The organism is Porphyromonas levii (genome assembly GCF_018206105.1).
Lineage (GTDB): Bacteria > Bacteroidota > Bacteroidia > Bacteroidales > Porphyromonadaceae > Porphyromonas_A > Porphyromonas_A levii.
The window spans coordinates 1-24,074 of sequence record NZ_JADRGN010000017.1; the positions used below are offsets into that span (position 1 = coordinate 1).

At 47.0% G+C, this 24,074-nt stretch carries 21 protein-coding genes; 1 reads left to right on the forward strand and 20 read right to left on the reverse strand.

Annotated elements, in window-relative coordinates; genetic code table 11:
- Positions 1-75: 75 nt before the first annotated feature.
- The 3 genes from rny to IX315_RS05015 all read right to left on the reverse strand — a co-directional run bounded on the left by rny (position 76) and on the right by IX315_RS05015 (position 2,396).
- On the reverse strand, positions 76-1,653 hold the full coding sequence (gene rny, locus IX315_RS05005; protein ID WP_018358577.1) for a ribonuclease Y: 1,578 nt from the start codon (positions 1,651-1,653) through the stop codon (positions 76-78).
- A 74-nt stretch (positions 1,654-1,727) separates the two neighbouring features.
- Positions 1,728-2,036 (reverse strand): cell division protein ZapA, encoded by a 309-nt coding sequence (locus IX315_RS05010; RefSeq protein ID WP_018358576.1) that lies wholly within the window; start codon positions 2,034-2,036, stop codon positions 1,728-1,730.
- Between the two features lie 54 nt (positions 2,037-2,090).
- Positions 2,091-2,396 carry a hypothetical protein gene (locus IX315_RS05015; RefSeq protein WP_018358575.1) on the reverse strand — a complete coding sequence of 102 codons (306 nt, stop codon included), beginning with the start codon at positions 2,394-2,396 and terminating at the stop codon, positions 2,091-2,093.
- A 119-nt stretch (positions 2,397-2,515) separates the two neighbouring features.
- Between IX315_RS05015 and IX315_RS05020 the strand changes: the two genes are divergently transcribed.
- Positions 2,516-3,826 (forward strand): L-cysteine desulfidase family protein, encoded by a 1,311-nt coding sequence (locus IX315_RS05020; protein WP_211635170.1) that lies wholly within the window; start codon positions 2,516-2,518, stop codon positions 3,824-3,826.
- A gap of 276 nt (positions 3,827-4,102) precedes the next feature.
- On the opposite strand, the gene IX315_RS05025 is transcribed toward IX315_RS05020, so the two are convergent.
- The 17 genes from IX315_RS05025 to IX315_RS05105 all read right to left on the reverse strand — a co-directional run bounded on the left by IX315_RS05025 (position 4,103) and on the right by IX315_RS05105 (position 23,805).
- Entirely contained in the window at positions 4,103-4,855 is a 753-nt protein-coding gene (locus IX315_RS05025; RefSeq protein ID WP_134848978.1) for a biotin--[acetyl-CoA-carboxylase] ligase, read from the reverse strand.
- Positions 4,833-7,325 (reverse strand): YfhO family protein, encoded by a 2,493-nt coding sequence (locus tag IX315_RS05030; RefSeq protein WP_018358572.1) that lies wholly within the window; start codon positions 7,323-7,325, stop codon positions 4,833-4,835. The genes IX315_RS05025 and IX315_RS05030 overlap by 23 nt, the downstream gene beginning before the upstream one ends.
- Positions 7,326-7,331: 6 nt before the next feature.
- Positions 7,332-8,798, reverse strand: coding sequence for a CCA tRNA nucleotidyltransferase (locus tag IX315_RS05035; RefSeq protein ID WP_211830490.1), 1,467 nt, complete (start codon positions 8,796-8,798; stop codon positions 7,332-7,334).
- Between the two features lie 102 nt (positions 8,799-8,900).
- On the reverse strand, positions 8,901-10,946 hold the full coding sequence (locus IX315_RS05040; protein ID WP_211837245.1) for a tetratricopeptide repeat protein: 2,046 nt from the start codon (positions 10,944-10,946) through the stop codon (positions 8,901-8,903).
- A 14-nt stretch (positions 10,947-10,960) separates the two neighbouring features.
- Positions 10,961-11,512, reverse strand: a complete 552-nt coding sequence (gene def / locus IX315_RS05045; RefSeq protein ID WP_018358569.1) for a peptide deformylase — start codon at positions 11,510-11,512, stop codon at positions 10,961-10,963.
- Positions 11,509-11,940 carry a Holliday junction resolvase RuvX gene (gene ruvX / locus IX315_RS05050; protein ID WP_018358568.1) on the reverse strand — a complete coding sequence of 144 codons (432 nt, stop codon included), beginning with the start codon at positions 11,938-11,940 and terminating at the stop codon, positions 11,509-11,511. Before ruvX ends, def begins: the two co-directional genes overlap by 4 nt.
- Positions 11,925-12,380 carry a 2-amino-4-hydroxy-6-hydroxymethyldihydropteridine diphosphokinase gene (gene folK / locus IX315_RS05055; RefSeq protein WP_018358567.1) on the reverse strand — a complete coding sequence of 152 codons (456 nt, stop codon included), beginning with the start codon at positions 12,378-12,380 and terminating at the stop codon, positions 11,925-11,927. Before folK ends, ruvX begins: the two co-directional genes overlap by 16 nt.
- A 36-nt stretch (positions 12,381-12,416) precedes the next feature.
- Positions 12,417-13,472, reverse strand: coding sequence for a tRNA preQ1(34) S-adenosylmethionine ribosyltransferase-isomerase QueA (gene queA, locus IX315_RS05060; RefSeq protein WP_018358566.1), 1,056 nt, complete (start codon positions 13,470-13,472; stop codon positions 12,417-12,419).
- Positions 13,473-13,477: 5 nt separating this feature from the next.
- Positions 13,478-14,164, reverse strand: a complete 687-nt coding sequence (gene truB, locus IX315_RS05065) for a tRNA pseudouridine(55) synthase TruB (protein WP_211635176.1) — start codon at positions 14,162-14,164, stop codon at positions 13,478-13,480.
- A 38-nt stretch (positions 14,165-14,202) separates the two neighbouring features.
- Positions 14,203-15,057 carry an undecaprenyl-diphosphate phosphatase gene (locus IX315_RS05070; protein ID WP_211639558.1) on the reverse strand — a complete coding sequence of 285 codons (855 nt, stop codon included), beginning with the start codon at positions 15,055-15,057 and terminating at the stop codon, positions 14,203-14,205.
- Positions 15,054-15,332, reverse strand: a complete 279-nt coding sequence (locus IX315_RS05075) for a DUF3098 domain-containing protein (protein WP_211639557.1) — start codon at positions 15,330-15,332, stop codon at positions 15,054-15,056. Before IX315_RS05075 ends, IX315_RS05070 begins: the two co-directional genes overlap by 4 nt.
- Positions 15,333-15,362: 30 nt before the next feature.
- Positions 15,363-16,250: a cell division protein FtsX gene (locus IX315_RS05080; protein WP_018358562.1), complete on the reverse strand. Its 888-nt coding sequence runs from the start codon at positions 16,248-16,250 to the stop codon at positions 15,363-15,365.
- A 204-nt stretch (positions 16,251-16,454) separates the two neighbouring features.
- Positions 16,455-17,504 (reverse strand): DUF4876 domain-containing protein, encoded by a 1,050-nt coding sequence (locus IX315_RS05085; protein WP_211639556.1) that lies wholly within the window; start codon positions 17,502-17,504, stop codon positions 16,455-16,457.
- Between the two features lie 133 nt (positions 17,505-17,637).
- Positions 17,638-18,711, reverse strand: coding sequence for a DUF4876 domain-containing protein (locus IX315_RS05090; RefSeq protein ID WP_211837246.1), 1,074 nt, complete (start codon positions 18,709-18,711; stop codon positions 17,638-17,640).
- Between the two features lie 36 nt (positions 18,712-18,747).
- A complete protein-coding gene (locus IX315_RS05095) occupies positions 18,748-20,121 on the reverse strand; it encodes a hypothetical protein (protein ID WP_134848986.1) in 1,374 nt (457 codons plus the stop codon).
- A 12-nt stretch (positions 20,122-20,133) separates the two neighbouring features.
- On the reverse strand, positions 20,134-21,423 hold the full coding sequence (locus tag IX315_RS05100) for a hypothetical protein (protein WP_211639555.1): 1,290 nt from the start codon (positions 21,421-21,423) through the stop codon (positions 20,134-20,136).
- 15 nt (positions 21,424-21,438) lie between these two features.
- Entirely contained in the window at positions 21,439-23,805 is a 2,367-nt protein-coding gene (locus IX315_RS05105; protein WP_156808699.1) for a TonB-dependent receptor, read from the reverse strand.
- Between the last annotated feature and the right edge of the window lie 269 nt (positions 23,806-24,074).

The following is a 24,074-nucleotide window of genomic DNA, read 5'->3' on the forward strand; positions in this document are numbered from 1 at the left end:
ACCCTATAATTAGGGGTATAGAAAAAGGGGCGCAGCCCATATGGCTACGCCTCTTAGGATGTATTTGTTGTCTATTTACTTCGCGAAAGCTACTGAGCGAGTCTCGCGGATAACGGTAATCTTTACCTGTCCTGGGTAGGTCATCTCATCTTGGATACGCTGAGCAATATCGCCTGAAAGTTGTTGTACCGCTGTGTCGTCCATCTTGTCAGCTCCGACAATCACGCGCAACTCACGTCCGGCTTGGATAGCGTAGGTCTTGATGACACCTGGATAAGATAGTGCTAGTTTCTCCAAATCGTTGAGGCGCTTTATGTATGCCTCAGCAATCTCACGTCGAGCACCAGGGCGGGCACCACTTATAGCATCGCACGCTTGGACTATTGGCGCTATCAAAGACTCCATCTCTATTTCTTCGTGGTGTGCACCTACAGCGTTGCAGATGTCTGCTTTCTCCTTGTACTTCTCGCAGAGCTTCATGCCCAGAATTGCGTGTGGGAGCTCTGGCTCCTCATCGCTTACCTTACCGATATCATGGAGGAGACCTGCGCGCATTGCCTTCTTCGGATTGAGCCCAAGCTCAGCAGCCATCACCGCACATAGGTTGGCCGTTTCGCGGGAGTGCTGCAGGAGGTTCTGACCATAGCTTGAGCGGTATTTCATCTTGCCCACTAAGCGAATCAGCTCAGGGTGCATGCCATGGATGCCAAGGTCGATCATGGTGCGCTTGCCCGTCTCTACTATTTCCTCCTCTATCTGTCCCTTCACCTTTGCTGCCACCTCCTCTATACGTGCAGGGTGGATGCGTCCATCCTGTACTAGCTGGTGTAGGGTGAGGCGAGCTATCTCGCGGCGTACTGGATCGAAGCAAGACAATACGATGGCTTCTGGGGTGTCATCTACGATAACCTCTACACCGGTAGCAGCTTCTAGTGCACGTATATTGCGTCCTTCACGTCCAATGATACGCCCCTTCATCTCATCGCTCTCGATGTGGAATACAGTTACAGCATTCTCGATAGCTGTCTCTGTCGCTATTCTCTGAATGGTCTTTACCACCAGTTTCTTAGCCTCTTGGCTGGCGGTCATGCGTGCCTCATCGATTATCTCGCTCACATACGAAGCCGCATTGGCACGCGCTTCATCCTTGATACTTTCAATCAATTGGATCTTTGCCTCCTCTGCTGATAGCCCACATATCTGCTCTAGCTTTTGCTCCGCCTCATGCTTTACACGGATCATCTCCTCCTCTTGTATGCGAGATACCTCCAGCTGCTGCTGTAGCTCCACTTCGAGTTTGTCTATCTCCTGATTCCGAGCGTTGAGTTCGCTCTGTTGCTTATTGAGAGATTGTTCACGGTTCTTCAGTTTGCCCTCTAGGTTCTGGAGGCGAGCATCGGTGCTCTGTACCTTGCTCTTCCAAGCCGAGATTTCCTGCTCTAGTTGCGTCTTACGCTGGAGTGCCTCCTCCTTTACCTCCAGCATCTTATCCTTTCTTAAGATCTCTATATCTTCCTTGGCTTGTTCGATATAGTTCTCCTTCTCCTCCTTGGCTCTTTGGTTAAGCGTCTTCCAGATACTTTTCCACAGAATTACGCCGCCCACAGCGAGTACTATGAGCGCTAATACTACAGCGATAATTATCTTTTCCATTCAAATTACTACTAAAAACTACATGAACTGCTCTCTTAGCATGTAGAAGTGTCTATTGGGGGTAGTTTTAGATATCAGAAGACTTGTTCCAGGTTGTTATTCAGCGTCTTTAGTCTTGCTTCTAGATTCAGTTCGTCAGCCTCCATCTCCATCTTCTGTAGTCGACTAGCCAAATCCAATGCTACATAACTAAGTAGTTCTGCCTGAGATACCCTAGGGAAAGCGACTCGGTAGCGTTCGATGGTCTCATTGACTCTCTCTGCTCCTCTTCTGAGGGCTTGCTCCGAATTCTCGTCTCGGGGTATTGTGAGCGTCATCCGTACGCTACCGACTCGGAGATTGATCTCTTGTGTGGGTTCGCTTTTCGCCGTTATGTCGCTCATCTCACAATATATCTATACGTGGCTCCCTTTAGGGGGTATACCGTTTGTCCAATATCACTCAATTCTGCCATCGAGCAGTGTAATACACTCATCTATCACTCCCATAATCTGCGACAATTCAGCCTCAAGACCCTCGAGTGCAGCCCTTGCTTCTGGTGAAGTAGCGCCACCCGATATTGTGGCAATGGATAGATTTTGCTCTAAGAGGTTGATCTTCTCCGCCTGCTCGCCTCTCTGGCGAAGGAGTGCTTCGCACTCCTCTGTCTTCCGAGCGAGAGCTTTTTTTTGCTCACTATATTTACGCATCAATGCAGTGATACGAATCTCCAACTCTGTTAGTTGGTCATTGCTATTGCTCATCAGTTCTACAGGAAAGGATATTTCAACTCTCAAGCAAATGTACCAAAAAATCCCAAAATTCGTGAGAATAGTGTATATTTACCGTCGCAAATATTTTTCAGGTCTAAGGCTATAATCAAATGGAGAGACAGACACAATTAGACATTATTAAGATGGTGCACCGTGAGGTGCTACCCGCTACTGGCTGCACCGAACCTGTGGCAGTAGCATTGACCACTTCACATGCTGCACATGTTCTAGAGGGTAACCCTACTCACATACAGCTCTACCTCAGTGCCAACGTGCTAAAAAACGCTATGGGAGTGGGTATCCCTGGTACCGGCATGATAGGACTTCCAATTGCTGTAGCACTAGGTGCAATAATTGCTCAGCCCCAAAAGGAGCTGAAGGTACTAGACAGCTTTACTGACGAACAGTTTGCCAAAGCCAAGAAGCTCGTAGAGGAGCAGCGCATAGAGATTGCGCTTAAGGAGGGCGATGTGGATAAGCTCTATATAGAAGTAGAGATAGATGATGATCAGGGAAACCAAGCCTTGGCAATCATCCAGCGCACGCATACTGAATTGCATACCCTTACACTCAATGGGAAACCTCTAGAGGTGGCGAACTCAGGATCGGGGGAAAGTGATGGCGGTAGCCATCTTTATGATGGTCCAGAGGTGCCTCTAACCTTCGATATGGTTTACGAATTTGCTACAGAGATGCCTCTTGAGGAGATTTCTTTTATCATGGAAGCTGCTCACCTCAATCGTAACGCTGCAGATTACTCTCTCAGTGGAGACTATGGTCATGGCGTGGGAAAGATGATTAGTGGTGCAAGAGCCAAAAAGTATCTCGGTGATAATACCTATACTCACCTTCTTACCTATACTAGTGCAGCATGCGATGCACGTATGGATGGCGCTCCTGTGACTGTAATGAGCAACTCTGGGAGTGGTAATCAGGGGATTACTGCTACGCTCCCTGTGCTGAGCTTTGCTGAAGACGAGGGGGCAACAGAGGAGCAGAAGATACGTGCTCTTATGCTTAGTAGCCTCATGGTCATCTATATCAAGCAGAAGCTAGGACGCCTCTCTGCACTCTGTGGCTGTGTAGTGGCTTCTACTGGTTCATCTAGTGGTATCACCTACCTTATGGGTGGCACTAAAGAGCAGATAGGTTTTGCTATCAAGAATATGGTGGGCAACCTCACAGGAATGATATGTGATGGCGCAAAGCCTAGCTGTAGTCTGAAAGTGACTAGTGGGGTAAGCTCTGCGATGCTCTCCGCTCTCCTTGCAATGGAGAAGCGTGTTGTGACCAGCAACGAAGGGGTAGTAGATGATGATATCGATAAGAGTATTGATAACCTCACCAGCATTGGTCGTGATGCCATGATAGAGACGGATAAACACGTGCTCCACATTATGACACACAAGAATCAGGCATAATGAGACTGTTGCACGGTGGCGGACTACTGCGTTACTTTCGACATTCGGCTTCGGTCACGTACGTGAGTACGCTCCCGTCAGACTCAGTCTCAGTGCCTTGTATTTCACCACCGTGCAACGTCTCAGCCGATTTGCTTACAAATCGGCGAGAATGGCACTTCGTGCAACATTCTCATAATACCTCCTCCTTTATAGTAAACGATTGCTCCTCTATTGAGAATGTCCATATCTCAGCAGAGGAGCAGTCATTTCATATTAGGCGGAAAGCCCTCCACACTATAGCAGCATGCGAATCTCTTTGAAATGGTAGTGATGGATGCCTTGTGGGGTATTTATTTCTAGTAGACCATTGGGGCGTACGCATCGGATGGTGCCGAGGAATTGCGTGCCGTCAGGAAGAGTATAAGAGCGTTCTTCTCCTAGCCCAAGTAGTCGGCTATGGTACTCTTGTCGGAGTTCATGCAGCTGCGTTCCCAACAGCTCCTGCCGCGCTTGCATCGATGATGCTATCTGCGCTATGAGAGTAGGGTGCCATTCTTCATAGTGTAGAGGGAGTTGGGCACCCTCAAGTGCGAGAGAAGTAGCTACGGGGTGATATTCACCAAAGGCTGTTTGTCGTACATTGAGTCCGATACCGATGATACTGTACTCAAGCTGTGAACCCAGCCATTCGTTCTCTATCAGTATGCCTGCAATCTTTTTGTTATGCCCTACTATAATATCATTGGGCCACTTTATTTGGATACTCTCAGGAGCTAGGTATCTACTGAGGGCATCGTGGAGTGCGAGAGAGACGACGATGTTGAGGTCGAAAGTGAATGCCTCTTCTGGTAGATTGGGGCGTAGGAGGATAGAGCAGGATATATTTTCTCCTGCGTTACTTTCCCAGCTATTACCCCTCTGTCCACGCCCTTCTGTCTGGGCATAGGCATCTACTATCGTGTACTCAGGGAGCTCGGGCTGTTGCTCGAGCATTTGCCTAAGGTAGTTATTTGTAGAGCCTACTTCAGGCAGGTGTATTAGCTCCATGGCGTCGCCTCTGTAAGAAGTAGTAGACCACTATCCCGATACCTGCGATAGCTAGTAGGATGCTTCCGACTATGGCTACTGCCTCTGTGGTGTGTAGGCTCTGAGGGTCGAAGACAAACTCTACTTCGTGCTCCCCTTGTGGTACCACAAGTGCGCGAAGGATATAATCGGCACGAAGTATCTCGGTAGGAGCCCCATCTATAGTCGCATGCCAGCCGTGAGGGTAGTAGATCTCACTAAATACGGCTACTCCTTCGTGGTTATTGGTGGTGCGGTACTTTACTCTATTGGGTGCGTAGCTAACTAAGCTAATTGAGGCGAGGCTATCTGGGGTAATTACACTTGGCGCTTTGTCGGCAAAGTTCCCCGCCAGCACTGCTACCTGATTGAGGGAGACTTCCCCTAGTGCGGTAAACTCTTCATCTGGAGTAGATACTGGCTTTACAGACCCCACAAACCAGGCATTGCCATAGGTGTCGGGATCGGTAACGGCTGTCGGTACTCCTACACTATCGGGTACGATATAATACTTGGTATTGAGGGCACGGAGGACATTGAGGTCTCGCTTTACCAGATATCCTTCGATGATATCTTGGTAGCGTTGTAGTTTGGCAGCATGATAGCCACCTACAGAGCGATGGTTGTACGAAGTCGTAGCGTCGTTGAAGGTATTGACGGTGGTATTAAATACCCTATACTGAGTTGTATCGGCAAGAATCATCTGGTCGGCAGCTGTAGTCTCTGTTACCCTTGCGGTTACTTGGCTCGCCTCCATATACTTGCCGTCATTGAGGAAGCGCTTATCCACACTCCATAGGTCTACGAAGATAAGGAGCACCAGTAGGGGCAGCATTACTTGCTTGCTTACCTTCTCTCTGTCGTAGAGGAAGAGGAGCGCTACTGATAGAATCAGAAAGCTGATGGTACGGAGTGTATCGCTCTTGAAGATATGCTCTCTAACGCTCTCGAGTGCACCCCTTAGTAGGTTCATATCGGGGTTTTGTGCCGCCACGGTAGAGAAGTAGTCTGCTTCGTACTTGCTGAGGAAACCTCCCGATAGGCTTGGTATGATATAGAGTATTAGCGCTACGCCAAGTGTGAGCGCTGTGGCAATAATCGCCTCTGTTTTATGTTTGCGTATGAAGGCTGGCTCTCGAAGGATGAGCACTAGTCCCCAGATAGCAAATAGCGGGAGGGTAAACTCTGCTACCACTAGGATAGAGGAGGGGGTGCGGAACTTGTCGTACAAAGGAAAGTAGTCGATAAATAGCTCTGAGAGCCACATGAAGTTGTGTCCCCAAGAGAGCATGATGGTGAGTGCCGTGACCCCGATGAGCGACCACTTCATGGGTCCTTTGGCTACCATCATACCAAATAGGGCAAGTAGTAGTACGATAGCCCCGATGTATACCGGTCCTGCTGTAAAGGGTTGGTCGCCCCAGTACCTATTCATACCGCTCCTTGGGTCGGATAGAATCTGTTGTAATTGGGGATTGGATACATTGCTCTTCTGCACTTCCTCCGCAGGGATAGCACCTGAGGCTCCACCCTTCGCATCGGGGATGAGGAAGGTGAGCATCTCGTCTATCCCATAGCTCCACTGAGTAATATAGGCGTGGTCTAGTCCGTTGTTGGTTACTTGGGTAGCATTTGGATTATCCAATACCGTTATTTCTCGTCCGCCGCGCATGGTCTCTTTGCCATATTCATAGGTGTGGTACAGGCTCGTGCCATTGATAGCGATACCAATAAGTCCGCCAGCTACGACTACCCCAAAAGCCTTAGCAAAGTGTGCCCACTCCTTCTTCCTCCCAGCCTCGATTGCCCAAGCAATAATCATTGCCAGCATGAGGAAGGCGAAGTAGTAGCTCATCTGTATGTGATTGGAGTAGATCTGAAGGGCTGAGAATAGTCCTGTAACGAAGAAACCAAGGAGGTACTTTCGCCTGTGGAAAGCGAGTACTAATCCAGCTATTGTAGGGGGAATATATGTGAGGGCTAGGAGCTTCCAAATGTGGCCTGCATCTATTAGAATAAGGAAGTAACTGGAGAAAGCCCACATAATAGCGCCCCCTACGCTGAGTTGTCGCTTTATTCCCCAGCTCCGCATAAAGATGTAGAAGCCAATCAGGAGCATGAAGATGAGGTAACTTTCTCCCAATAGTATGCTCCGTGGGCTATATATCTTCTGCACGGCTTTGATGCCTTCAGCGCTTGGGTATGATGGGGATATCTGATAGGTGGGCATGCCACCGAAGAGGCTCCCAGTCCAGAAGGAGCGCTCGCCTGTTTGCTCCATGTATTCTACGACATCACGCCCTGTGCCTGCGGCAGCTGCCCCATCGGCTTGGAAGAGTTGGCGCCCCTCAAAGGCTGCGGGGTAGAAGTAAGCAAGGGCGATGACGAGGAATAAAAGCACTACGCCTACAATCTGTACCCATGACTGATGATACCACTTTTGCTTATCCATAATCTGTTACTCCTCTATTCTATTGACTACGGTAAAGTGGGGGAACTGCTCCTCCACGATCTTATACATATATTGTAGAGCGGCTTTACGCTCATTGGGGATGATACCATCGAGTATGGCATCCTTGATTTGGTCTTTGATTTGTCCCAGTTCGCGACAGGGTTGGAGCTGGAAGACCTCCATGATATCATTGCCTGTTACTGGTGGCTGGAAGTTGCGGATACGATCCTTCTCCTCTATCTCCTTGAGTTTCTCTCTGACTATAGCGAAGTTGTCGAGATACTTCTGTACCTTCTGTGGGTTCTTGCTGGTGAGATCGCTCTCACAGAGGGTCATTAGGTCGTCAATATCATCGCCTGCCTCGAAGAGTAGTCTGCGTATAGCAGAGTCTGTGACTCCTTCATCTGCTAATTGTGCAGGGCGCATGTGCAAGCGTACTAGCTTCTTCACATACTCCAATCGCTCACCTAAGGGGAGCTTCACACGGCGGAAGATACGATTGACCATCTTCTGCCCTACGAAGTCGTGGTTATAGAAGCTCCAGCCAATACCCGATTCGAACTTCTTGGTTACCGGCTTGCCAATATCATGGAATAGAGCTGCAAGCCTTAGGAAGCTATTGTCGCTCACGCTCGCCACATTGTCCACTACGATGATAGTGTGGACGAAGTTGTTCTTGTGCCCGATGCCCTCACGAGTCTCAGCCCCTTGTAGTGCAGAGACCTCAGGGAGGTACTGCTCCATCAGACCACTACGATGCATCAGTCCCAAACCTATTGAGGGCTTGGAAGAGTCGATGATTTTCATAAACTCTGTAGTGATGCGCTCTATAGAGACCACTGGTGGATTGAGGCGCGTGGCATTACGCTTGATAGAGTGGAAGGTATCGTCGTCTACCTGAAAGTCAAGTTGGCTTGCGAACCGAACTGCCCTCATCATCCTTAGAGGGTCGTCGGAGAAGGTTTGGTCTGGTGCAAGCGGGGTGCGAATGACCCTCCTCTGGATATCTGCCACGCCACCGAAGGGGTCGTGGAATGCTCCTCGTGCTTCTCCATTGAGGGTGATAGAAAGGGCATTTATTGTGAAGTCGCGACGCTCCTCATCCTCCTCGAATGTGCCACCTTCGACGAGCGGTTTACGGCTATCGCTGCGGTAGCTTTCACGCCTAGATCCTACGAACTCTAGGTCTAGATCTTTCCAGTGGACTTGAGCAGTGCCAAAGCTTTTGAATACAGATAGTTTGGCACCACGCCCTAGCAGCTCGGCAACTCGCTCTGCTACTCGAATACCACTCCCTCGGGTTACAAAGTCGAGGTCTTGCTTGACTTCTCCCTTAAGAATCAAGTCTCTTACAGCCCCGCCTATGAGGCGTACCTCTTGCCCTACGTCGTCGCCAGCTGAGGCAATGGTATCTAGCAACTGATTGCCTAGCTTGGAGTAAAGCTCTTGATATATTGCTGAATAATTATTCATCCTTTGTTTGTTTCCCAATGTCTTGATAGGCTCAGCAGCCTAAAGACAATAATAAAACGACTGATGGCAACCAAGAGATTGGTTCCCGTCAGTCGCTATTCGTTATTTCATCCTCTTGATGATAGAGTATGCTTTATAGAGCCCCAGAGCTCCTGCTTGGCTGAGGTCTCGATCACCCTTCTCCTTCTCCCCTGTCGCGTAGTAGCAAAGCCCACGATTGTAGTAGGCACTGCCTAGGTTTGGCTCAGCTTGTATTGCTTGAGAATAGTACTTGATGGCGTCGTCATAGCTACCGAGTGCTGCATGGATGTACCCTAGATTAAAGAGCGCTGGTACATAGTTGGGCACTAGCTCAAGTACTTTCAAGAGATCTTTAGATGCCTCTTGCATGGTTGCCTTCTTCTGCACGTACTCAGTAGAGATGGTGCTCTCAGAGAAAATGATAGACGGCTGGCTCCCTCTGCCGTGTGTCGCTTGATCAGCCTCATAGGCGAGGACTCTGGAGACTGCTCTTTGGAAATAAGGGGCAGGGTCATCGGGTACTGCGTCTATGACAAGGGTCATCACATCGATGACTGATTGATGATCCTTGAGCGTGAGCTGGTCTAGAGCATAACGTATCATCGCATCTGCGCTTTGATTGCTCGTGATATCGAACTTGCTTATGCTATCAAGGTGCAATTGCAGTTGCTGACTAGTCAACTGTGGTACACGCTGAACGACTAAGACGTTATACTCCTCTGCTGGGAGTTGTAGTTGCGCTGAATAAGCGACGTTGGTATTCCCTTTGAGTTGCTTATCCACAGCTACATAGTAGGAAAGGCTAAAGAGTGGCTCTGGCTCTACAACTACCTCTAAATCCTGAATACGACCGCGGATACCTTGGTCTTCTGAATACAGCTCATCGTATGTATTATCGTTACTAGCATAGACGAGCGAACGGAATTTTTGGATATTCTCATCCTTATCGTCACGTACCCGATCCTTGGTCTCTGCCTCCAGAGCATCCTGAGTGTTTTGTTTCGCAGTGGCAGCGTTGAGTGCCTTCTGATCGTAAGTCATCTTGCTCGCAGCATAGAGGTCTTGTTTGGCAGCCATTGTCTTCCCCAGTCCATTCCGAGCATCAGCTCGCTCTACGAGAGCGGGGAGAAATGTAGGGTAGCGCTCAATAATCCTGTCTAGGTCTGCTTCGGCCTGCCGATATTCACCCACCTGATTGGAGAGAATTGCTCTATTGAATAGGGCGAAGTAATTCCCTGGTTCCAGCGTTGCCACCCTATTGAAGTCCTCAAGTGCACCATTAGTTTCGCCTACCTGACTTCGGAGCAGTGCCCGATTGTAGAGCGCAAGGGTATTCTCAGGAGAGAGGTCGATAGCTGTAGAGTAGTCGGTCATAGCTCCTTTGATATTGTATTGTTGGAAGCGTATGATGGCTCTATTGATATATAGCTCTGCTAGATCAGGCATATACTCCAGTGCTCTATCAATGTAGACTTCCGCATCGGTGTACTTCTGGCGGTCGTAGGCGATACCCGCCATAGAGAGGTAGGCGTTGGGTAAACTGGGGCTAACCTCCAAAGCCTTCTCAAATAACTTAAGTGCTGCCACGGTATCCCCTTGCTCTAGTCGTAGTCCACCGTCAATCACATAGGCATGAGCATAGTCAGGGAAATAGCGCTCTAGATGGTCGAGTACCTTTCTCGCCCCCTCATTGTCTTTCAAGGCAATACGTAGGATTGCGGAATTGTGCAACGCCCCCTTATGATCTGGATTATCCCGAAGCACTACTTCGTAGTCCTGTAGCGCTAGAGAGTCCTTTCCTAGTGTGTGTCTTGAGATTGCTCTCAGATAGTGTGCCCCATAAATAAATGGATTGCGTTCTAGTGCCGCATCGCTATCCGCTTCCGCTCCCAAGTAGTCGTCCAAGCTGTACTTGGCTAGTCCCCGTAGGTAGTAGGGGTCGGCAAGGTGAGGGTCAGCCTGAATAGCCGAATTGAAGTACTGAATGGCTAGCACATAGTCCTTGAAGTAGAGCGCATTGCGCCCTACTGTAATCGCCCTATCGGTATCAATTTGGGCAGTTCCCTTCGTGGCAAACAGCCCAAAGAGAAGGAAGGTAAGGAGTATAGACCTAGATAGCCGTGCCATATCAGTCTCCGTTTTTACTTAGTGATCACACGATAGTCGGCACGAACCTGCCCACGCGACATCTTCTGAAGTTTATTCTTAATCATCGCCTTGCGCATAGGCTTTACGCGATCGGTAAAGAGTGTCTGCTCTAAGTGATCGTACTCGTGCTGAACTACACGAGCATTGAACCCAGAGTAGGACTCCACATGCTCCTGAAAGTCCTCGTCTACGTATTTGATTGTAATCTGCTTAGGACGCTCCACATTTTCGGAAAGACCGGGTACACTAAGGCATCCTTCCTGCATCGTACAAAGCTCAGAGCTATGTTCGGTAATCACAGGATTGATAAATACTTTCTTGAAGCCTGCACTATCTGGATAGTCGTCTTTGAGAGGGTCAGCGTCAATGACAAATAGCCGAATTGCCTTGCCAATCTGAGGAGCTGCTAGTCCCACACCATTCGATGCGTACATCGTCTCAAACATATCCGCAATCAGCTTCTTTAGCCCAGGATAGTCCGCATTTATATCCTTGGTCTTTTCCCTCAGCACGTCCGTGCCATATACATATATAGGTAGTATCATCTGTACTTCTCTTGATAAAATCTACTTTCCATAAATCCTTGGAGGATAATCACGGCACTCACTTCGTCTGCCAGACCTTTCTCCCTTCTTTTCATCTTACTTAATCCTCCCTCTATCATTGCCCTATGTGCTAACACAGTGGTGAACCGCTCATCGTGCCGTACGATCTCTATGTCTGGTAATATCTTTTGTAGTCTATTCACTACAGGCTCTATATACTTCACACTCTCCGAGTCGCTCCCGTCGACTTGAGTTGGCTTGCCTATCACAATCAGGTCTACAGGTTCCCACTCAGCATACGCCTTGAGCCAATCAGCTACACTGCCTGTAGGCTGATACCCAAGACCATTGGGGGTAATTCGTAAAATATCAGTGGCAGCTACTCCCGTGCGCTTCCGCCCAATGTCCAATGCTACAATACGTCCCATAATAGCTCATTAATACGCTTCCCTGTCACAGGGTCAATGACCTCAGGGGCAATCTCTGCCAAAGGCTCTAAGACAAACTTGCGCTCCCTGAAGAGCTTGTGTGGAATTGTCAGAAACGCTTCCTCCATTATCCTATCACCATACAGAATAATGTCCAAATCACAAGTGCGATCAAGGTACACGCCATCCACACTCTTGCGCCATCGCCCGAGCTCTCGCTCAATATTCTGCGTCGTCTCCAATACTTCCAGAGGGGACAACTCAGTATCTACCGCTACCACTTGATTCAGGAAGGGATGCTCCGAGACAAATCCTACTGGTTCCGTCTCCACCACTTTTGACTCCACCGTTACCACCCCCACACGCTCCGAGAGTAGCCCCACAGCTTGGGCTAGAATAGATGCTCTATTCCCAATGTTTGACCCTAAAGCTATATACACCCGCTCTCTCACCTTGCTCGATATTATACAATGGTATTATAAGATAAGCATTGCATCACCGTACTGTCCGAAGCGGTAGCCCTCCTTTACGGCAACCTTGTACGCCTTCATTACATGGTCGTAGCCACCGAAGGCTGCCGCCAGCATCAACAACCACGAAGAAGGTAGGTGAAAACCTGTTACCATCGCATTCTGTAGACCATACTTATACTCTGGGAAGATAAACTTACTACTCCACCCATCGTAGGGTTTTACGAAGCCATCCATACTTACTGCTGTCTCTAGAGCCTTGGCTACGGAAGTCCCCACAGCTACAATGCGCTTCTTGTTCTCAACTGCCTTATTAATAACATCACAAGTCTCCTGTGTAACAATCATTCGCTCCGATCCCATCTTGTACTTAGAGAGATCGTCTACATCTATTTCATCATACATGACTCGGCTGGTGTGCAGGGTGAGATTTGTAAATCTGACGTCCTGTAGTTCCAAACGCTTAATAAGCTCCCTACTGAAGTGAAGCCCTGCAGCAGGTGCTACCACAGCCCCTTCCTCTGTAGCATAAATTGTCTGATAGCGCTCCTCGTCCTCCTCTTCTACGGGGCGTTTAATATAGTCCGGAAGCGGAGTCTCTCCGAGTTTGAAGAGTGTCTTCTTGAAGTCCTCATAGCTGCCATCGTAGGCGAACTTTAAGATTCGACCACGAGATGTAGTATTGTCTACCACTTCGGCTACTAGCTCGTCATTTTCCCCGAAGAATAGTTTATTGCCAATCCTAATCTTTCGTGCTGGGTCCACTAGCACATCCCAAAGCATAGGCTCATTGAGCTCACGGAGTAGAAATACGTCGATCATTGCATTGGTCTTCTCCTTATTGCCTACCATCTTAGCTGGAAATACACGCGTATTATTCATCACAAAGAGATCATCTTTGCCAAAATACTCGATAATCTGCTTGAATTGCTTGTGCTCTATTACGCCCGTATCCTTATGTAGCACCAGTAGACGGCTCTCATCCCTGTGCCTCACTGGGTACATTGCAATCTGATCCTTAGGTAACTTAAAATTAAAATTGGATAGCTTGTACTCTGCCATAATCTCTATTCCTCCTTGTATTTATCTAAACTTTCCTCTATAAATTCGCTAAACTCCTCAACCGTAATAGCCTCTTCTGTGGTGAATGTCCCCACTCGCTCTCTGCGCAGCGCTGTTAGGTGCCCTCCACTTCCTAGTGCTGCGCCGATATCCCTCGCAAGTGCCCTAATATAAGTTCCCTTGCCACAAGTGACCTTGATGTCAATGTCTGGTAGCTCATATCTTAGGAGCTCTATACTATATACTACGATGCGTTTGGTATCTAGCTCTATGTCGTGCCCCTTGCGTGCGTATTCGTAGGCACGTTTACCATCTTTCCTCACAGCCGAAAAGGTCGGTGGTACCTGGTTTATCTCCCCTACAAATCGTGCCAACGCTTCTTCTACTAACTTCTGAGTGATATGCTCTGTAGGGTAAGTGGCATCCGCCTCGCTCTCAAGGTCGAAGCTCGGGGTAGTGGCACCAAGTCGTACTGTAGCTGTGTAGACCTTCTCCTGCCGCTGCACCTCATCTATGCGCTTAGTGAACTTGCCTGTGCAGACCACTACGACGCCTGTCGCGAGGGGATCCAGTGTGCCAGCATGCCCCACCTTTAGTTTCTTTATCCCTAGTCTACGGCATAGTAGGTATCTAAACTTATTGACGATATCAAAGCTCGTCCACTTTAGTGGTTTATCTACCACTACAAACATCCCTTCGCAAAAGGGATTTTGCTTCTGTTGGTCGTTATTCACTGAAATACTGCTAAGTCCATACCCAGCGCAATCATCCCGAGTATCACGCCACCAATAATAATACGATAGATGCCAAAAGCCACAAACCCATGCTTCTGTAAGAACTTGATAAAGGTCTTAATCGCTATCATAGCCACTATAAAGGAGACTACATTACCAATGATTAGCGTAGTCATATTATCCGTAAGGATATTAAGCGTACCTGCCTTCCAAAACTTTATAATCTGGAGGAGGAAAGCACCTAGCATCGTTGGCACAGCAAGGAAGAAGCTAAACTCCGCCGCCGTCTCACGTTTCAGCCCAGTCACCATACCACCCACAATCGTACTCATAGAGCGCGACATGCCAGGGAAGAACATGGCAATCGTCTGGAAAAGACCAATAATGAAAGATTTAGGATAGGTGACCTCCGATGCATGATTATGCTTTATCAGTTTATCTATGAAGAGCATCAGGATGCCTCCAATCACTAGATTGGCAGCAATAATCCATACTTCGCCAAGCACCTCATCTACCCAGTCATTGAAGAGTAGTCCCAAGATAGCTGCAGGTACCACGCCCACGATGAGTAGGAAATAAAACCTAAATCGGCTCAGAGCCCTCCTGACATTGGAGTGGTTGCCATGCCACATATCGGCAGGAAGATCGAATCGGAAAAAGCGCTTGAAATATAGCGCCACCACAGATAGGATGGCACCAAATTGTATCATCACGGTAAACGCTTTCACATACTCCGTGCTCTCAATGCCCATAAGTGCTTGGGTAATCACCATGTGCCCAGTACTCGAGATTGGGAGAAATTCCGTAATTCCCTCTACTATCGCAAGTACAATAGCTTCAAATATTGTCATGCCTCTGAACCCTCCTTCCTCTGGTCAGCGCTTTTAGATTTCTTGCCTCTCCATAGCACAGCCACGAGGATGCCAATGTATCCTATGGTGAGTACTACAGGTGCTACCCTTATACGTATCGTACTAAAGACCTCGGGGTTGAAACTCACACCATCCTCCGATTTCCCCCCTGCCATCAGGGTATACCCCAGCACTATCAGGAGAATAGATACGACTAGGATTCCTAGATTAGTTTTGGTGAAGCCATACGTCTTCAGACCTTTCTCTTTACTCATTATTTTTATATGTGTGTCGTCTGTATGTCGTCAAGCTCTGTAGAGCTTATTTACATTCATTCTCAGGTACTTGGTTACTGCTCTAGAGGCTGAGAACCAACTAATCAGTATGCCAAGAATAAATACCACCCCGAGTACAATCAATCCATTATGGAGCGTTAGTACCGTCTGCATCAGTGGGTAATTGGTTGTCAAGTGATACCATAACCGACCGAGAAAACAGCTGGCAACAATAGAAGCCATGATGCCACTCCATATATTGTAGCGCACAAAAGGTCGGCGGATAAAGCGTGGGGTAGCTCCGACTAGCTTCATGGTGTAGATAAGAAAACGCTTGGAGTAGATTAGGAGTCGTATGGTATTATTGATGAGTACAATAGAGATGAGTAGGAGTAATACTGATAGTACAATCATCACAATCGTTAGCGTCTGTATGTTGGTATTGATTTGCTCTACTAGATCCTGTTTGTAGCTTAGTGATTGGGTGAGCAAGTAATTATTAAGAGCTTGCTCTACCTTGGTGATACTATCACGCTCCGAGATGTACGCTTCCTTCAGGGTAATCTCAAACGTTGGCGAAAGCGGATTCCATCCAAGAAACTCCTCAGGACTTTCGCCCAACTCCTCCGTAAGGCTTGCTAGTGCTTCCTCCTTGGAGAAATACTTAATGTCCCTTACGAAAGGCTCCTGCTTTAGCTGAGCCTCCATGATACTAATCTCCTCGGGCTGAGCCTCAGGCGAAAGCACTACTGTAAAGTTGACACTCTCTCGGACATACGTCTTGAGTCCATTACCTACCAATCCCAGCATCGTTACGATGCCCAATAAGAAAAGCACCATCGAGATACTGATGATACTTATCAGTCGTGAGTGTACAAAACTGGGCGTCCCACCCTTCTTATGTTTATTCTCGGACATAATTCCAATCTTATAGCAGCCTTTTATCTACAATACCCTGCAAATGTACTAAAATTCCAAGCGCTTTTCAATAGGGAATAGCCAATACCTGTTAGCTCTTGGAAATCATCACAGGGAGAGAGTAAAGTAGGAAGGAGTCCTCACTAGACTCCTTCCTACTGGGAAATGATTGAGTTGAATGGTAATTATTGTATATTGCCGTTATTACTTAGCATTTGCCGACGGATTGTGCTGTGCTTTATCTAGAGAGGCTTTAACGACTTCAAAGTCTAGAGAGGAGTTATTGGTGTCTTCATAACTCTTGCCATTCCACTTGCGTCTGATGGCTTTACCTGTGTCTTCTTTTTTCTTTTTCGCGTCAATTAAAGTCTTTTGCGAAACGCCAAACCATCCGGCATCAATCTTCTCGACAATATTTCTCATCTTGTAGTCGTTCAGAGGGGATATGTTTACTGCATCAATAATCCACTCATTAGGCACTACAGGAGCTTCCGTATTACTATCGTAAAGGGCGCCATGGTGATGTCGTTCGGTAATCGAATAGTGTTTGAAGTAAGTCGGCTCCTTGGTGCCCAGTTTAGTGAAGTACTCGTTATCCTTTACTTCGAAAAGGACTAAGGTTCTATTGGTGGGATCAAACTTGAAGTCCTCGTCTATGAAGAAACTCCGATTAAGGTTGGGAACATTGGGATTATCCTCACAGTCTTCTTTCTTAATTTGGTCTGAGGTGAGCCACTCAAAGGTTGCTTTAGAGAGGTCTATTGATAGCGGATTGCCCTCCTCCTCAGAAGTCGGATTGGGCTTAGTAAAGTCAATCGCCATCTTGGCAATAACGATAGTTGCACCTGCCTTGATGATATGCTCCTTCCCACTTCCTGGGATTTGTAGAATTTCATTTGCCGCAAAGTGGGTTTTGAAGAAATTGTCTTCTGGCTTATCAAACTTGGTCTGTGTGAGAGTATTGTTTGTATGGCGTGAAACCGCAATGCACAACCCATCAAGATATTTAGGCTCTTCAGTGGGGTTGAAGATCTTGATGTACATTGGTTTGGGGTCATGATACCCATATTCTTTTCCATTGACTGTGCGAGAACGCCAATTTCCTGAGTAGAAGACCTCCCATATTACGAGATGGTCTAGCTGAGTCTTGGAGCTATGTGGGTCAGGATTATCTCCTCCGTTTGCCTTAGGCTTACAGCCTACAAGGAGTGCAGTTAGGGATAGTATAACGATGTAAAACTTAACTTTTATCATAACTTTACAGATTTATTATCGGTGTCAAGATGCTAGAGAGAAGGGGGGGGCAAAGAGCTCTACGCTCCGGAGTCGTCCCCCTCCTCTCTCCATGTACAATGTCTAAGGATAGATTTTTAGATGATCTACCGCATTATTTTTGGGTACTTGCCGACTCGCCTTGTTTTGCTGTTTCGAGTGAGGCTTTGACGACTTCAAAGTCATGGGAAGAGTTGTTGGTATCTTCGTAGATCTTGCCATTCCACTTGCGTCTTATGGCTAAGCCTGTGTCCTTCTGCTTCATAGAGTTTACAGACCACTCACGTTGAAATACCCCATACCATCCTCCGTCAATCTTCTCATCAACGTTCCTCATTTTGTACGCATTGATAGGAGAGATGTTTACTGCATCAATAATCCAGTCATTCGGCACTATCGGAGATGTCCAAAACTCATCATACGTATTTGAAGCAGCGTATCTGGTGATAGTGTATTTTTTGTAGAACTCAGGCGCGTTTTTGTTTATTTTATCAAAGTACTCAATGTCCTTTGCTTCGAAAAGAATCAGGGTTCTATTAGTAGGGTTAAGCCCTTTCGACTCATCATCTTTATAAAAGAATTTCCGTTCGAGGTTAGGGACTTTTGGGTTGTCTTTACTGTCATCCTCTTCAAACTGCTCAGGCATAGAGAACCACTCAAAGTTGGCCTTGCTTAGATCTAGGGATAGAGGATTCCCTTTTTCTATTTCCTCATCGTCTTCAGAGGAGGGAGCACCTTTCGTGAAGTCTCGAGCAATTTTGGCTACCAAAATGGTTTCTCCTGGCTTGATAGGATGCTCTTGCCCACTTCCAGGGAATCGAAGAATTTCCCCCACTGCAGCGTTGGTCTTGCAAAAGTCTTGATCAGAATTCTCGAGTTTTATCTCGGAATGGGCTGTATTAAGGTGTGCTGATGTAGCAAGTCCCAGACCATCAAGATATTTAGTCTCCTCTGTCGGATTAAATATCTTTATGTACATAGGTTTCATATCTGCGTATCCACTAGCACTCCTGCTACCACCACCAGTTCTAGCTTGCCAGCTACCAGTGTAAAAGACCTCCCAGATAACGAGATGATCTAGCTTTGTTTGAGACGTAGGGATGTCAGGTCTATCACCTACTTTGGGTTTACACCCAGGAAGTAGGGAGAAGAGTAAAAGAATACTTAGAAAGAACTTAACTTTTGTCATAACAATATAAGTGATGTTGATAAATTATATAATGTATCATAGGAAGAAAGAGCCATAGCCTTGCCCCCCTGATCCGTCATTGCCGACAACAACTCTGTTTCTGCTCAGCTCATATGCTTCTTCTGGCGTTACTCGTATCTCTTTCGCGATACTCACATAGAATGGTTCGTATTGATGAGGCGAGACCGGATTGCTATCAAAAGCATCTGCGATAAGACAAACCGGAATATTAAATCTAATGATTTCTTCCCAACCGCTAGAGTCTATAGGTCCTGTATGTGGTGAACACATCATGGCTTCTGCACCTCTTGCTTTGTAATAATTCCTATTCTCTGGAGCTTTAACCAATAGTTTATTTCCATCTTTTCGTTTCATCACACGCACAGCAAGATAGAACTTTGGTAACAAGTGGGTCTTACGAGTATACGGTTGGAAAAAGCTTCTATCCCCTCCTTTTATACGTTTTTGCTCGACCCAATCTTTTGCTTCAATTCCATCGTCCCATCCCCAATCGAATGAAAAGTGTCCTTTGAGTCCCACACAATCTATATCACACTGATCCACATTCTCGGCTTCTTCTTTTGTAAGAGGTGGCAGAAGTTTGATGTTATAAAAAGCATTGACACCATTTGCCATATCGTCTTTCCTCCATGTGTCTCGGTAAGTGTACTGGAACACTTCGGGTGTGTGTTTCTGTCTCTCTTCAAGGCTTTTTTTGTCCTTAAAGTAAGGAGAGGGGATAGGCTCTTCCCCTCGAGGGTGCTTTGGCTCTTCCGTGGGTGTTAGCTGCCCTTTTCCTTGCCATCTTACATCCATTACATCGTAAGGTTTTCCCTCACTATCTAAATCACTGATGCAATAGAATATCTGGTATTTGTTGGAGTACTTAAGGATAGAGTCGTTCATCAAATTCCCCTCCTTGTCGAAGAAATTAAGCAATAATGCCCAACGTCTTTTGGCACCTCCGATAAGGCGAATATGCTTAGGTGCCTCTAGCTTACGCTCGTTCTCTAGATAGGTGTTTATAGACTTGCTATCAAGTACTATTTCAGGATGTTGTCCACTTGGGCGGTTGAAGACCTCGAGGAACTCCTCTTGTGGCCAGGGTCCTTTCTCGTAGACATAGTTCCCATGCATCATGCCATCACCATGGTCATGCCCTTCCTTGAACATGAGATAGCACGAACCCCAGTTTGCAAAGGCTCCATTGGGGTCAGGATTACTAAGGTTAGGTGTTTCATTTTTCTTCCCTTGGTAAAGATCCATCTTAGTTCTCGGTATCTTGTGTTGGATACGTGGGTCATCCTCTGGAGCTACTTCTATTCTTCCAAAGACAAACTCTCCACAAGAAGTAAGAAGTAAGAGAAGAGTGGAGAGGGTAAAAACGTGTGTTGAAATATTTCTTTTCATATGTTTGAGGTACTACATTGTTGTAGAAGGAATCCTATGGAAGTAGTCAGATGAGTTGTCAATCATACGACTTACCTCTTCAGAGGTCGCATTAGGGTAAAATCTTTGCAGACTCTCAACAAAAGAATCTCGTTCTCCATCTAGATCTGCGATTACCTTAAAGGGCAGTGGAAAGTCCATATCGAAGCTATTCCAAGCACTAGAAATCTGGTAATGATAACGGAGATGATTTGGGTTACTCCAGAGATCATACTTCCCTTCCCGGGTCAGAATATGAGCTATAGATATCCGCATTTGGAAAGCAATACCAGATTGCTTGAATTGGAGTACACCTTTAAAACCCAAGGCGTCTCTCATGGCACCGGGGAGTAGCGATCGCTTTTGTCTGAGTAAGCTTACCGGTTTCCCTATACGTAGTCTTCCTAAATCATCAGAACCTACAACTATACTCCCTAATTCTGATTGAACGGGGTCTGTATCTCGGTATTCATAAGAGAATACTTCGGGGGTAATTGCAGCCAGTTCAGGCAATCCCAAAGCTCTGTATAGATAGTAGGTTTGTGCACTCTTCGGATCTACAAATGGCTGTGTTGCCCGATCTGAGATGGCATTCTCTGTGGCCTTCTGAGCGAGTAAATAGTTGTAACGAAGCTGGTTGGGTTCATGCCCTTTTTCAGGTGCATAAACGACAAATGGCGAAGCCATAGAGGCCCGTCTGGGTTTGCCTTGCTCATCGAACTGGTAAAGATATTTATCGTAATACAAGCTATCAAGAGACATTGGGTACACTACAGTGCTTTTGTCAAGAGAGTAGTTGTGTAGAGTAAAGAGCGTCTGGTGTACCATAAGGGTGTTATAATCCTCAGCCCCTTCTTTTCCCTCCTTCTCTGTATCATAACGAGAAAATTGGTAATTAATCTGCTTGCCATTGATATCGAAATATTTGAGTTCTAAGGCATAATATATGTCCTTCCCCTTAATCACATCGAAGTGTTTCCTGTTAGAACTGATACTGAGACTTCCAGTCTCATCTTTGTCTAGCGTAATCTCTTGATAGATAGGGAATGGAGTTTCATGCTGGCTAAGGTCGTAAGCACGATAGGTGCCTTTATTTGTCTTTCGTGCATATCTGAGGATTGCCTGTACTGAGTAGATCTGCTCGTGCCCTCGGACATCGCGCTCGATACTAGACTCTGGTGCCACCACGATAGGTGCCAATATGCTCTTCATACGCTCATTGGAGCATCCTGCAGTAAGTAGTACCACTAGGGGTAGGTATAATAGCTTTCTTAATTGTGTCATATCTCTCTTATTATCTTAAAAAGAAATGATTGTGCGTAAGGAAATCTGTGCCCCTCGTGCGTGGGCATAGTAGCGGAAGCGGTCGGTGTACTCCTTATATAAGGTATTGAAGATATTATCTCCCATCAGCATGAACTGAATATACCGAGCATTGGGGAGGTCGTACTTGAGTTCTGCCTGGGCATTGAGTAGGGCATAAGCTGGAGGACTATCTGGTACTAGGTCTTTTTCTGGGTCGAAGCGATGTTGCTTCGTCACATATTTACCATCAAGAGAAATGCCTGCGTGCCACTTCTTCTGCTCTCCCTTGCCGAAGTCAAAGGAATAGTTGGCCTCGAGAGAATACCTATCCGAGGGCATAAATGGGAGCCAAGCATTGGTCGTAAGGTTGCGGGCGTTGATCCACTCACCTTTGGCTGTAAACGACAGACCAGCAAGCGGCGCTACGACGACCGTGAGGTCGCCTCCTAAAAACTGCGCATCGTCTTGGGTGAAGATAAACTTGGGGTACTTGCCACTTGGATGATTGTGGAAGCGATCCTTTCCTTCTCCAATATTGTCGTATATGTAGTTATTGATGCGCTGGTAGAAGATACTTGGTTCCACCGAGAGCCAATCGTTATGGTACCGTCCTGCTAGAATAGACTTATAGCCCACTTCACTAGTCAGATTGGGATTACCTACCACCCAGTAGATACCGTGATTGAGTCCTGCGGCATAGAGCTCATTGATACTCGGAGGTCTCCAAGCCAAACCAATATTGCCCCTTACATCAATGTTATTGGTAATCTGGTAGTGAGCTGCGAGTGTGCCGGTCACGTTTTGGTGTACCATGAAGTCGTTGAAGTACTCAAAGTTGGTAAGACTCTTATAACCATCCACATGCATTGCCCTGAGGTCGTACCTTGCTCCTATAGAGGCTTGTAGGTTGCCAATGGTTACCTTATTGAGGAAGAAGGTACCCACGGTCATGGCAGCATAGTTAGGGATAAAGGCGGGTTGCTTAGTCCCAGGATAATTGAGGTTGTACTGGTACATCCCCGATATACCTGCTTGGGTATTCATACCCCAGAAGTTCCACCTGCCGTCCCAAGAGAGGTCGCCGTTGTATGTGATGAGGCGAAGGTCTTGTACAGGAAGCCAGCTGTAAGCAGCTATCTTTCTATTCTCGTACTCTTCACGGAGATTGTCTTGGTAGGAGAGCTTGAGCTGTAGCGTATGTCGGGGATGGATGCGCGCTTCTATATCGCCCTTTACCGTGAAATGCTGTACCTGCTGGAGCGGTGGCTCAATACGATAGGAGAAGGGTTTGAAGGAGTCCTCTTCGGGCCTCCCCGCCTTAAAACGCTCAAGGAGTTGGTTGACATCTGATATCTTGCTCGCATAGTAGATACCCGAGCGGAGGAAATAAAGGCTGGCGTAGACTGTGGCTGTGAGCCACTTGTTTTCGTATCCTGCTGTGCCCGAGAAACTCAGGTTCTGTATGCCGGTATTATTGAGGATATACTCTGCTGTGGAGTAGTCCCCAGTGCGTTTGTACATGCCATGGAGCCTGAGTCCCCACTCTTTGTATCCGAGATTGAGGCTCCCTGCCATATCATAGCCCTTACCATTGCTTTCGAAGCCTGTATTAAGTTTGCCGCCAACATAGAGCTTTTGGTGTCCATAGGGCAATGGCGCTTGATTGAAGAGGACGACACCGCCCTCTGCTCCGTAACCATAACGAATAGCCTCTGCTCCTTTGACTACTTCGATAAGGCTCGCACCCGTGTGATCAATCTCGGGGGCATGGTCGTCGCCCCAAGTCTGGCTCTCTAGGCGTACACCATTATTCATCAATAGGATACGGCTGCCGTGCATCCCCTGTATCACTGGTTTGGAGATATTGCTACCCGAACTGATAGAGCTCACACCAGGCACTGTCTCTAATAGCTTCGCTAGCGTAAGGGAGGGCGCCTTCTCTATGTCTTTCTTGCTAATCTTCACGGAGTGTTGCTGATTGGTGGTGTGTCTTCGCTCAGAGACTACGGTGACCTCCTTGAGGAGTTCGACTGATGCCACCATCTTGATCACAAGAGTTTTGCCCGCCCGATACTGATAGGTATGGGACTTGATTTCTTTATACCCCAAGGACTTGAGAGACAAGGTTATCTTAGAGGAGGATGAGGTGGGGATGGAACAATAACCATCGGCATCAGTCACAAAGCCCGACTTTTCGCACTTGATGACCACGCCAGGGATAGGATAGCCAGTATCCTGCTCTACCACTTGAACCCTTACCTTACTACTTTTCTGAGCGAGTGCAGACTGCGGCGCTAGCCAGGAAAGCGCAAAACACAAGAAGAAAAGGAGATGTATGCTCCTTTTGAGATGACGAATCATAAATATAAACATGTATGTAATATGTAATAAATAAACAGCCTCCTATCCGTGGTAATACCTAGCGATAACGAGCGATCTCTAAGGATGGATAGGAATGTATCCAGGAGCAATCTTCTAGGCAAGATGGATGTGTGCAAGATCAAGGATAGAATGCTCCTTTAACATTGGCACAAAGATAAAAAGATTATGAATAATAGGGTATCCCTATAAGTAGGTATTTTGTGGCATCCATCAGCCCTTATCAGCAGCAAGGACGGAATATTACCTTT